The sequence below is a fragment of the Actinomadura rubrisoli genome (assembly GCF_004349215.1).
Classification (GTDB): domain Bacteria; phylum Actinomycetota; class Actinomycetes; order Streptosporangiales; family Streptosporangiaceae; genus Spirillospora; species Spirillospora rubrisoli.
This window is the reverse complement of record NZ_SMKU01000275.1, coordinates 1-12,552: the sequence shown is the minus strand read 5'-3', so window position 1 is coordinate 12,552 and position 12,552 is coordinate 1. Positions and strand designations below refer to the sequence as shown.

Annotated in this window: 4 protein-coding genes; 1 reads left to right on the top strand and 3 read right to left on the bottom strand. The window is 62.4% G+C overall.

Annotation, left to right across the window (positions count from 1 at the left end):
• Nucleotides 1–212: 212 nt before the first annotated feature.
• The 3 genes from E1298_RS35000 to E1298_RS34990 form a co-directional block, all read right to left on the bottom strand.
• Nucleotides 213–2,501, bottom strand: a complete 2,289-nt coding sequence (locus tag E1298_RS35000; RefSeq protein WP_165975824.1) for an alpha/beta hydrolase fold domain-containing protein — start codon at nucleotides 2,499–2,501, stop codon at nucleotides 213–215.
• Between the two features lie 376 nt (nucleotides 2,502–2,877).
• A complete protein-coding gene (locus E1298_RS34995) occupies nucleotides 2,878–9,225 on the bottom strand; it encodes a type I polyketide synthase (protein WP_131901021.1) in 6,348 nt (2,115 codons plus the stop codon).
• Nucleotides 9,226–9,787: 562 nt separating this feature from the next.
• The gene (locus E1298_RS34990; protein ID WP_131901019.1) at nucleotides 9,788–11,071 is read right to left on the bottom strand and encodes an FAD-dependent oxidoreductase; all 1,284 of its coding nucleotides are present in this window, start codon (nucleotides 11,069–11,071) and stop codon (nucleotides 9,788–9,790) included.
• Nucleotides 11,072–12,098: 1,027 nt separating this feature from the next.
• Here E1298_RS34990 and E1298_RS34985 point away from each other — a divergent pair.
• Entirely contained in the window at nucleotides 12,099–12,458 is a 360-nt protein-coding gene (locus tag E1298_RS34985) for a transposase (RefSeq protein WP_131901017.1), read from the top strand.
• The last annotated feature ends 94 nt before the right edge of the window (nucleotides 12,459–12,552 follow it).

The following is a 12,552-nucleotide window of genomic DNA, read 5'->3' as shown; positions in this document are numbered from 1 at the left end:
ATCTTCAGCCAGTCGTCGATCTTCACATAGAGTGCGGTCGCGAGGGTGTCCAGGTTGTTCGTCACACAACGATCTTGGACACCCTCGTCCTATGTCCGCAGCCGACCCCTTGGAATCAATCATCTAGCGGGCGCCGTGCCGTCCGGGCCCTACCTGGTCATCGCGGATATGGCCACCAACTTTTGTTCTTCAATTTCCCGAGAGACTCAATTTCAGAGGCTGTCAAGATGGTCGTCTCGTCTGGTCACGTATTCTGCAAGATTTGGCGCCTTCAATTCATCGCGGAATCGGTCTGGTGTCCACGGCCACAGAATCGGGGAATGGCCGTTTCCTAGATACCAGCTGTCGCATCCGGTAGTCCATACCGTCCCGGACATGGCCCTCGCCAAATCGGCCTTGAACCGGACTGCATCCTCCATCTTGGGACAGATATAGGATATTTTATCGCGCCTCATGATTTCTGTCCAGCGGACGATATGTTCTGCCTGAATCTCGGAGGTTGACACCGCAGACTGATTGCCGACGGGACTGTAAGGGCCCATCATCATAAAGAAGTTCGGGAAGCCTGGAAGTGAAACCGTCCTGTGTGCAAAAGGGTCGTCGTTCCATACTTCGTCCAGCGCCGTTTGTTTCTCGCCGAAGATCTTCATTGGTCGCATATAGCTGTGCGATTTGTAACCGGTTGCGAAGATGATGATATCGAGTCGATGGAGCTGTCCGTCTCTGGTGACGATGCCCTCGGGGGTGATTCTGGCGATCGCGTCATCTACTAGATCAACATTATTGCGCTGGACTGCTTTATAGAAGGTACCTGACATGACGAGGCGCTTGCACAAGGGCTGGTCCTGGGGCGTCAACTTCTCCCGAAGTTCGGGGTCATGTACACCGAATCGCAAGTTTATTCTGCAGAGCGCGGACAGGAACCAGCGTTGCCATCCCGGCCGGACGGCACGCCCCGGGATGGAGTCAAAGAGGTGTTCATAGATGTTACGCGTAAGGCTGTTCAAGATAGGCATGCGTCGATAAACAAATCTAGTTGCGGGGCGGTAGCGTGGATTAGGGAGAGGTAGGATCCACTGCGCTGTTCGCTGAAAAAGAATTAACCGGCCTGCGACCTGGGAGAGCGCGCAGGTAAGCTGCACTCCTGTCGACCCAGTGCCGATGATTCCCACGCGCTGGCCTTTCAGCACGGTATCTTGCTCGCAATGCGAGGAGTGAAGTATTCGTCCTGTGAAAGTCTCGGCGCCGGGGATCTCTGGGGTTCTTGGATGATGAAGAAACCCTGTCGCGCATACCAGGAGGTCGACTCTACTTTCGTACCCCGACGCGGAAGTAAGGAGCCATTGGCCGTTCTTCCACTGAGCTGTCTCTATCTCGGTATTGAACCTGATCGATGGCCGCAGTCCTTCGCGGTCCGTGACTCGCATGAGGTATTCCTGCAAGTCCTCTCCGCTGGCCAGGAACTGAGCCCATTCAGGGTTCGGCGCGAAGGAAAAGGCGTAGAGTCTCGCTGGAACATCGCACACGAGTCCGGGATAGGCGTTTTCTCGCCACGTACCCCCTACCTCGTCGGCCTTCTCGTAGATCGTGAAGTCCGTATGACCGGCACGGCGGAGTTTGGCGCCAAGACATAGTCCGGAGACTCCCGCACCGATGATCGCGACGTGCGGTTTCTTGCGGTGCGGGGCGAGGTAATCGCGTATACGCGTCGAAAGATCTGCTATTGACGCGTCGGCCTCCTTGAGCGTTCCCGCCAGGTAATGAAATCCGTGCCAAAGTTCCGGATGGGACCTATGGGTGACGACTACGCCGGCTTCCCGTGCTTTGAGTTCAAGGTGTTGCGCATCATCGATCAGTTCGTCGTCGCCAGCTGAGTGAAGGATAACCGGAGGAAGAGCGCGCAGATCCCCGAGAAGTGGAGATACAGAAGGATCGTAGGCCCAGCCATCCGGCGCATACGCTTGGGCCCATTCCATGAATGTTGAGGTCCTTGGTCCGACGGAGCTGGGGTGCCGTGCGTGACGGGCCAACCCTTCTGGCGATAGGTCGGCCCATGGGCACAATAGAGCAAGAACTGCGGGTTCAGGAATGCCCTGGTCACGAATCTTCATGGCGAGGGCCAGGGAAAGACCTCCGCCTGCGGAGTCTCCCGCTATGGCGATCCGGCTTCCGGGTATCCCGGTCTGAAGCAGCCCCTCATAGGCGGAAAGCGCATCTTCGAGTGCGGCCGGCGCTGGGTGCTCCGGGGCCAGTCGAAGCGAAGGCGCGAATGCAGGTATACCAATACCTCGAGAGAGGTGTGCAACCATCGCACGGTAAGCTCTTGGCTCCTCAAGCACATAGCCGCCACCGTGAAGGAAGAGCAAAACCCCATCCGTTGCGCTTGTGCCAGAGACCCACTGTCCGTTGACGCCGCCAACGGATCCGGGCCGAACGGTGGCCCACCGCGCCTGGGGGAGGATCGCCGAAGCCGTCGCGACTCTGCGGCGCTGCTGATCCACCGTTAGCGATGAGCGCAGGGCGAATAGGCCGAGAGTCCGAAATGACGCGCGAGCGACGCTTGTTGGGAGGTACACGTTTGCCTGCCTTCTTTGCGGTTATGCTCACCTGTTGCGTCAACAGTAGAATGAGATTCCAAACTGGAGCGGGTTGATAAGCTCGTCAGCGTGGAATGGGCCACGCTTGTCCTGGTCGCCCGGAGAGCTCTTGCCGATTGCCGGAGGTGGCCACGGGCTTATCCTGACCGCCCCGGACAATCGCGGTGAATCCTGGAAGAGGCAGCTCCATGGGCATCAGGCCCCTATCCGGGGGGCGTGAGCAGGGTCTGGATTGTGCGCGGTAAGGCGGCCCAGGCGGCAACTGCCGGAGACACTGTGATCATTCATCGGTTTCCGTCTTTTCCTGTGCCGCAATTTGATCGTGCACGTAGCCAGTCAACTCACGTGGACTCCCGTTGGACCACAGCATCTTGGTTGGAATCCTCACTCCCGTCGCCTTCTCGATCCGGGTACGCAGTTCAAGGGCCATGAGCGAATCGAGTCCGCTGTCCTTGAGTTGCTGCTCCTGTTCGAGGCTCTCCGAGGAAATACCCAGGATGTTCCCGGCGTTGCTCTGGATGAATTTCGTGATCAGAGCTCGGCGCGCGTCTTGGGTTTTCGCTTCTCGGACCTCCACAGCCAGACCGCTATCTTCGTTGGCGTCCCGGGCGCGCAGCGGGTTGGTCTCGCCCAGGCCGCTGAGGAAAGAGGACTCGACGGTGGAGGCGAGCATTGTCAGCCACGCTGGGCTGGTGGCGGGTGTATACCCGGTCAGCGGACGATCGTGGCGCAGGATCCGGTCACAGGCGAGCAGGCCCTCACTGACCTGGATCATCTCGTAGCCGCGTTCGGCAAAGGACTGACCCAGACCATGGTCGGCCCAGGCGCCCCAAGCGACGCTGATGGCGGGGATTCCCCGGTCTCGCTGCCACCATGTGAAGGTGTCAACCCAGCCGCAGGCCGACGCATAGGCTCCCAGGCCCGGAAAGCCGAGAAGGGTAGATGCTGAGGAGAAGTTGAGCCACCAGTCGAGGGGGTGGCCTTGGGCCGCCTTGTGGAGGTGCCAGGCACCGGCCACCTTGCCCGCCCAGGCCCGCTGGAAGGCTGCGTGATCCAGCTTTGCCACTGGTGTCTCGGGGACGACCGCGGCGGCGTGCATGACACCCCGAAGTGGCAACCCGGACGCGATGGCCTCGCCGACCACCTTCTCGCCTGTACCCGTCGCGGCGATATCGCCGAGCACGACGACGACATCACCTCCCTTCTCCGAGATGCTTCGAATGACCTCGCGGGCCTCAGATGAAGGTGCTGAGCGCCCGTTGAGCACAATGCGCGACGCGCCGTTGTCTGCGAGCCAATCTGCGAGGACTAGGCCGAGCCCGCCTAGCCCACCGGTGATGATGTAGGCGCCGTCCCCTCTTGCGAGCGGGAACTCCTTTGGGAGAACTACGGCCTGGGTGCATCCGGTCGAGGGAAATTGGAGCACCAGTTTTCCGGTGTGCTTTCCAGCGGCCAGGGTGCGCAGCGCCGACTCAGCCTGTGTGAGGGGGAACGTCCTGACCGGTATTGGTTTGATCGTTCCTTCGGAGAGAGCCTTCGCGATGTCCTTGAAGATACGTGCCATCTTTTCAGGCTGATTCTCCGCCATGAGACCCAGATCGAAGCTGTGGAAACTGATGTTGCGACGGAATGAGAACAGGTCGACTCTGCGATGTCGATAGATGTCCTTCTTTCCCAGTTCAACGAATCTGCCGCCCGACCGCAGGCTGTTGAAACTCGCTTGCTGGGCTGGTCCCGTAAGGGTGTTAACGACAACATCTACCCCGTTTGTGCGTGATCGAATATCGTCGGCGAATGCCAGCGTTCGAGAGTCCATGACGTGATCGACGCCGAGGTTACGCAGCAGGTCACGTTTTGCCTGGCTGCCGGCGGTGGCGTAGATTTCCGCCCCAATGGATTGGGCGATGTTGATGGCGGCCTGGCCGACGCCACCTGAGGCGGTGTGGATCAGCACTCGTTCGCCCTTCTGCAGGTCGGCGAGCCCAACGAGCGCCTGCCAGGCTGTGAGATAGGCGGCGGGGAGGCCCGCACCCTCTTCCCAGGAGATGTGGGCCGGCAGGGGGAGGACGTGGCCTGCGGGCAGGGTCTGGAATGTGGCCAGCGAGCCGCTCTTGGCTCCCGCTACCCGGTCTCCTGCCTCCAGGCTCTCGACGCCGGGACCGACAGCGACCACCTCGCCGGCGAAATCGGCTCCGAGTGGGTACTGAGTGCCGTCGGGCGTGTCGTACAGGCCCATGGCGTTGAGCACATCGGCGTAGTTCAGCGATGCGGCCTTTACCTGGACCTCCACCTCGCCTGCGGCGGGCTGTCTCCGGTTGCGGGAGACGATTTCGAGAGTTTCCAGGTTGCCGCGAGTGCCGATGTCAAGCGCGAGCCCGTCGACGCCGAACTCGGCGGTCGTGCGGTGCCGCTCGTAGGGTTGCAGCGGGCGTGGGCGCAGTCGTGCGAGGTACCGGCGGTCCTCGCGCCACGCTATCTCGTCTTGGCTGTGGTCTGATTGGAACTCCGACCACAGGTGCTCGGGTTCGGTACTCGCATCGATGTCGAGATAGGTTGTCCTCAGTTCTGGATGCTCTAGCATGAGTACGCGGCATAGCCCGCGAAGTCCTGCTTGGGACAGATTTGGCTGGTCGTCGCCATTGACCCGTTGGGCCTGCCGGGTGACGACCCAGAGGCGCGGGAGCTCGCCGCTGTGTTCGGAGACCATGGACTGGACAAGCGCGGCGAGGCGGTGGCTGTGCAGCAAAGCACGATCACAGCTGTCAGCGTCTTCGGGCGAGAAGGCGGAACCCAGCAGCACCACTGACGCGATGCCCCGGGTTTTCAGGAGCGCTGCGAATGAACGTGCCAGATGCTCGTTCCCGGCGACCTCCAGCGGAGCATGAAGCACCTCACATCGGTGCTTCCCAATCATCTGGACGATCCGGGGGACGAGATCATCGGTTGTCCCGTTGTCGTCCTGGATGATGAACACGATCCGATCGTCTTCGCCGGCGGCAGCCGAGGGTATCGGCGTCTGATCCCACTCGGTGACCCACAGCCGAGAGTTGAACGTCGCCTCGTCGGCCTGCTCCGTCCGGCCGAGTCGAACGCCTTCCAGCGTGGCGATCACAGATCCGTCGGAGGCCAGAATCCGCAGGTCCCCTAGGGCCGAGGTCTCGTCGCAGTGGCGCATGGTCACCAGGCAGTGCCTGGCTGCACGCTGGTTGCCGAAGACACGCAGGGATGCACATCCCGCGGGCAACATGAGCTGCGCGGATCCGCTGAGTGCTGGATGCGCGCTCAAAGCTTGCAGACACACGTCCAACAACACCGGGTGGATCTGGTAACCCCTGCCCTCGCTACTGATCGGCGCAGGTAGCTGGATCTGGGCGATTGCGGTGTCGCAGGTCGGGCCTGCGTGCCGGATGGTCACAAGCCCCGTAAAGTTCGCGCCGTGAACAATTCCCAGGCCGCGTAGGCGTCCGTAGACCTCCTCAGGATCGACGACGTGGGGGTGACGAGTCAGGATGTCCTCAACGTTGTCAACGGCGGGCGGAGGCGGCGAGGTCGTCGCTTGCATCACGGCTGTCGCGTGGGTGATCGAGTTCTCGTCTTCGTCGAAGCTTGAGATTTCAATGGCCGTCTTGCCATCGGCTTCGGATTGTGCCGAGGTCGCTACAAACGTGTTGTCCTGCAACAAAAGTGCATTGCGGAATTCCAGCTGGGTGAGTTCTACATGTTCCAGAGCGCCGCTGATGGATGAGGTGGCGGCCAGGCAGATCTCTGCGAATGCGGCTCCCGGCAGGACCGGGACACCGTTGACCTGGTGGTCGGCCAACCACGGCAACGCCGAGATGCCAACATCGGATTGCCATAGGCGCGTCCCGTCGGGAAGCCTGACGCCGGACCCTAGGAGAGGGTGAACATCGAGGAGCCGTCCTTTCACGTCAGGACGGGAGTCGATGAGGAGCTGCTCGTGATGCCATGCTGGAAGCGGAACATCGACCAGTTCACCGGTCGGGTAGGTCTGTGCCCAGTCCACCGTGCCCTCAAGGCAATGAAGGGAACCGACCTGAGTGAGCAGGAAACGTTGCTGGTTCACGCCGCGGCGCAGACTGGGCAGGGCATCGGCTCTGCGCTGCAGATGGTCCGCGGTCTCGGCTATCGCATGCGTCAGCATGGGATGCGGCGACAGTTCGACGAAGGTCGAGTGTCCGTCGTTCAGCGCTGCGGTGACGGCGGCCATGAACCGGACAGGTTGCCTGAGGTTCGACGCCCAGTACGACGCGTCCAAGGGCGGGGTGTCGTGTGGGTCGTCCAGGACGGTCGTGTAGAACGGCACCTCGGGAATGGTGGGGTTCAGTCCGGACAACTGCCGCATCAGATCGTCCAGAATCGGGTCCATCTGAGCGGAATGTGACGCGACGGGGGCCGCGACGAGTCGCGCCATACGCCCGCTGGCTTCCCATTGAGCCAAGATCTCGTGGACCTGGTCTGTATCCCCCGAGACCACTGTCTGCTGGGGGGAGCCGACAACCGCGATACTCACCCCGGCCAGCCCGCTCGCCGCCAGGTCATCCGCAACCTGGTCGGCAGGCAGGTCCACCGATACCAGGGCACCCACCCCGCTCAGTGCCGACAGCAGTTTGGAGCGACGGCAGATCACCTTGACGCCGTCTTCGATGGAGAGCGCGCCCGCAACCACGGCCGCGGCCGTTTCCCCCATGGAGTGGCCGATGACCGCCGCCGGTTCCACGCCATGAGCCCGCCAGGTCGCGGCCAGCGCCACCTGGATCGCGAACAGTGTCGGCTGGACTCGGTCCATCCCCTCAACAAGCGCCGTACCCCTCAACGTATCCTGGAGCGAGAAGCCTCCCTCGTGCCGTACGAGAGGGTCCAATCTGCCGATGACGTCGTTGAAGGAGGGTTCCCGCTCCAGCAACGGACTGGCCATACCTGCCCACTGGGAGCCCTGGCCTGAGAAGACCCACACCGGGCCCATGCCTCTGCCGCGAATGCGTCCCCGGGCAATCGCTTCTCCCGCTTGACCTTGGCTGAGCGCCGATAGCCCGTTCAGCAGTTCGCTCTTGCTCTCAGCGATCACCACCGCGCGTTCTGGCCGATGCTCACGCCGGCGGGTCAGGGTGTAGGCGAGGTCAGCAAGCGGCGCGTCGTTGCCTTCGCCGACGACCCACTCGGCGGTACGGGCCGCCGTGGCGGCCAAGGAACCGGGTGAGGAAGCCGAGATCGGAAACAGCCATGGGGGCTCAGAGGGTGTTGCCGGGGCTGCGATAGTCGCAGGCGCCTGTTCGATCACCGCGTGTGCGTTGGTTCCGCTGAACCCGTAGGAGGACACGGCTGCTCGCCGAGGGCTTCCCGGAACAGGCCACGCGGTGACCTCCGTTGGCACGAAAAGCCCCGTCCCCGACGTTTCAACCCCGTCGCCAAATCCGCTGAAATGGAGATTGGGAGGGATCTGACCGTGCCGGACGGCCAGCACGGATTTGATGAGGCCGATTACGCCTGAGGCCGGCTCGCAGTGTCCGATATTGGTCTTCACCGACCCTACGGCACACTCCTGCCCTGATCCGTAAGTGGAACGCAGCGCGGCCATCTCGATCGGATCACCGACCGGCGTCCCGGTGCCGTGAGACTCCACATAGCCAACGTGAGCCGGATCCACATCAGCGCGCTGGAGAGCCTGACGCTGCACCTCCACCTGTCCCCTTACCGTTGGGGCGGAAAGGCCATTAGATCGCCCATCCTGGTTGATGGCCGAACTGCGGAGGACCGCCAGCACCCGGTCACCCGCGGCATCGGCATCTCGCAAGCGCTTGAGCATGACCACGCCGCAGCCCTCAGAGCGAACAAAACCGTTGGCGCCACGACTGAATGCCTTGCATCTCCCGTCCGAGGACAACATGCCGTAACCGGAGAACGCCACCGACAGATCGGGGCTCAGGGTCACCTCGACGCCACCGGCCAGAGCAGCATCGCACTCCCGCCGCCGCAGGCTCTCGCACGCGAGATGAACGGCTACCAGCGATGATGAACACGCAGTGTCGATTGTGAGTGCGGGACCATGAAAGTCGAGCAGATAGGCGATTCGGCCACTGGCGACCGACGGTGCCGTACCCATTGGCGTGTAGGGATTGTCACCCGTACCGGCCGCATGGTGTCTGACCAGGTAGTCAGCGTAAGACAGCCCGGCGAACACTCCGGTGTTAGACCCAGTCAGCAGACTTGGCGCGATACCTGCGGATTCGACCGACTCCCACGCCACTTCCAGCAGAATTCTGTGCTGAGGATCCGCTGCCTCGGCCTCCTCGCGTCCCACACCAAAGAACGCGTGGTCAAACCCTGCGACGTCCTCCAGAAACCCGCCCCAACGCGAGACACTACGCCCCTGCGTTCCGGGCTCCGAGTCATATACCTCCTCTAGATCCCACTTCTCCGGTGGCACCTCGGTTACCAGATCCCGACCCGCGATCAGATGACTCCACAACTGCTCAGGTGAGCAGACACCACCCGGCAAACGGCATCCCATCCCGACCACAGCGATTGGCTCCAACCCATCACTTGGACCATTGTTAGTGTCTTTCAAAGGACTTTCCTCTCTGTGCTCGTTCCCGATCCCGCCCTGCATCGCTCGACTTCAGTGTCCGCCTAACCATGCACGATTTCCCAGCGAACCCGCGCTATTGATCCCGACCTCCGACGCCCCCCTTTGCGGCCAGCCACAACCAGACAGTCACAGCCGAAATGATGGCGTTTCGCAGCACGCCCAAAGCCGTCATCGCGGTCAGTGACAGCTATTCTGCATTTCTTGCGAGGGGGTCTCCCCCGCAGGAGCGCGGACCAGCCACACGCCGAACCGGTGCGACAAGCAGCCCAACCGGCCAAGACACAGCCCCTCCGGATGGGCCAGGCTCCACTGCCGTTCTTGGCGTCCACATCCTGTCCGTTTGGGGGCGGGCGTGACAGCCAGACGAACCCCGCGGCTGTGACGCGATTGTGACTCGTGGCGCTCAAGACACTCACCCCTGCGGGGTGCATTCCATGCAGGGACCTGATGGCAGCCTCGGCCGCCTTCGAGGCAGGGGCGAGGATGGCCTGATCCGGGGCCATGCTGTGCTCCCTTCGTTCGATATGCGCTGTCGGGAGACGCGTTGTGAGGGGCGGACTGGTCGGTGACGCTCTGGGGTGGATTACGTTTGGTCGCTCCAGGCAGTGTGGATTCCTGTCCGCATGTCCCGCAGGCCGCCGCTGGATCTCCCACCTAAGAGGATGCTGGCGGCGTTGAGGCCTGAGCACAGTGCATTCTCGTGGGCGGTGTCGCCGAAGTAGGCGCCGGCGAAGGCGAGCACGCTGTCACTGATCTGCGGCAGTTTCTGCTGGGCCGCGACCGCTTGGGGGGTGATGACAGCGATGCCGTGGGTCGCGGTCTGAAGGACATTGGTGGGCGCAGGTGGTGTTCCGCCGCAGGTGGATAGATACTGGACTGGCCCGGGAATCTTTTGCACGCCGTTGTGGGGAAGGATGAGATCTGCCGCTGCGTTACCGCAATCGGCCATCTGGTAGTGCACGATAGCGTCACTGGTCCCTACAGAGGTATCGGTGTGCAGGGCCCAGGAGCTGTAGGCGTAGGGAAACGCTCCCAGCACTTCATGTTGCAGCGCCGTCGGCGAGGCAAGCATGGACAGTGCCCGGTCGGCCTGAACAGCGATTACCGCCTTGTCGAAGTCGTGGACCGCTCCGGTACTGTCTCGGAGGGTCACGCCATCGCCCATGCGGCCGACCTCCTCAATCGCCGTCCCCACTCGCAGATCGGGGACCGCCGCGGCCAAACGGTCGATATAGGTTCTCGTGCCACCCTTGACCGTGCAATAGTCACGCATGGAATCGCCGAGCTGAATCCCCACGTTCGCAAGGGCCCTGAGGATCGCCGTAACCGAGCAGTGCCGTGCCGCAGCAGGAGGTATGACGTAGGCTCCTGCGATCAGCGGGATGATCATGTGCTCGACGAAATACTCCGAGAATCCTTCGGTGGTGACGAGGTCGGCTGGCCTCAGTGCGATGTCCCCCTCGGCGACCAGGCCCCTCAAGCGCTGGTAGCCTTCGATGAAATGACGCCATGCGCCATCGCTGATGTGCGGGCGCCGGGGAAGGCCGTTGTCGAGTTCTGCTGTGTCGAGCCCGCACCCGGCGCACCTGATGGTCAGGTAGGTCAAATCGGTGGACACGGGGATGCGTGTAATGCCCAGTTCGTCGAACAGTGGCGGCATGGCCGATCCGCAAAATATGACCACGCCGGTGTCGATGCCAAGGGTGCTCGGGTGCTCTGTGTCCGGTGCGATGGTCACGGTGTTGGCGTTGCCCCCGATCCGCTTCTGAGCTTCGAACAGCGTGACGTGATGGCTGCGGCGAAGCGCATAAGCCGCCGCCAGTCCGCTAATTCCACCCCCGATGACTGCTGCGCGTCCATTTTTCATGTCGGTGTCCCTAATCAGTCTTTTTATGTCGCGTCGTCTGATTGGCAGTGCGGGAAACCTCTTCGGTTGCCAGCGATGCCATACTTCCTCCTCAGGCACATCTCGCCGCCGCCCCGCACACCTGAACGGCGCCCCTACCCGGAAGGGTGTCTGAGGTCCTGTGGAACCCTGCGGCACAGGTCATGGTGCCTGTCCGGGCTTGTGGTCGGGTGTGGCCTAGGCTGCCCAGGCGCGGGCTTCGGCGCCGGTCACGCCGATGTAGCCGACGTCGTCGCCGGCGATCCGACCAACGAACTCATGGCGCGACGAACACCGTGTCCCGGTGGTGCAGTGCTCATCCAGGCGATCACGGTCACAGTGCCGCTCGGTCGTATCCGGGGCAGCGGAGGGGCTGCGCCGCCAATTCGCGCCGTCTGGGGCTTCAGCTCTGCTCATGGTGCACTTTCCCTCTTTCCCATATGGCCTCACGCGGCTTCAGGGCATCCCTCGGCCTGTAGGACGTCACGGCCGCTCCTTCCGCTGGTGTCGGTGGTCATTGCCGAACCGCGAAGTAGCTAACACCCGGCCGGCGTTGAATGTGTCGCGCTTTGTATCCATGTCGCGCTTCTGCCTGTGACCAGCACAAAGCACCATGGAACAACTGGAGAGCTGGTGCCGCGATTCCTGGGGCACACGCTTACAGGCAGGTTTGTCGTATATCTCCCTACTCAGGTGCCATGCCAATGGAGGTGGATTCGCCGGTGAGGCGGCGGGGCACCAGATCGATCATCGCGATGTGAATCATCGCCTCGGAGCGAGCTGGGAGGGTTTCACGGTCGCGGGCCAGGCGGCGGTGCAAGATCAACTATCCGAAGGTGCACTCCACCACCCAGCTCCGGATAGCGGGACGAACTCCTGAGGCAGCGTCACGGGGGATGCCTTCCAGGTCGATTCCGAGAGTGGCTGCGTTGTCGACGACCTTGGGCCTTCTCCCTGAACCGTGGACACCTTGGTTCCTGGATCATGGTGTCCGGGGTGGAGGGTCTGGGTGGCGAAGGAGAACTGCACGGAGGAGTTCAAGGCCGACGCGGTGGCGTTATTCTTGTCGACTCCGTCGGCGACGTATCTGTCGGTGGCCCGGGATCTGGGGGTCGGCCGGGGCGCGTTGCGGAACTGGGTGCTGGCCGACCGCAAGCGGCGTGCCGCTGCCGGTGAGCTACCCGGCGCCGGGCCTGCGGCGGGGCTGAGTGAGGCCCCGCAGCAAGCTTCCGGGAAGAGCCCGGTAGGTTTCGACGACGTGGTTGAAGCAGAGAACAGACAGCTCAGAGCCCAGATTCGGGAGCTGGAGGCCGAGCGGGACATCCTGCGTCGGGCGGCCAAGTATTTCGCGGGAGAGACGAACTGGTAAGGACCCGTCAACTTACTACTGCCCGAGTTGATGTTGTTCTCGTAGTCGTTGATCGCGTTGTTGAGGGCCTCGATCGAGCGGGGTGGGTGGGTCC

What these genes read in the sequence shown, in the direction of transcription:
- E1298_RS34995 (WP_131901021.1), bottom strand. Translation starts at nt 9,225, where the DNA reads ATGCAGGGCGGGATCGGGAACGAGCACAGAGAGGAAAGTCCTTTGAAA.
- E1298_RS34990 (WP_131901019.1), bottom strand. Translation starts at nt 11,071, where the DNA reads ATGAAAAATGGACGCGCAGCAGTCATCGGGGGTGGAATTAGCGGACTG.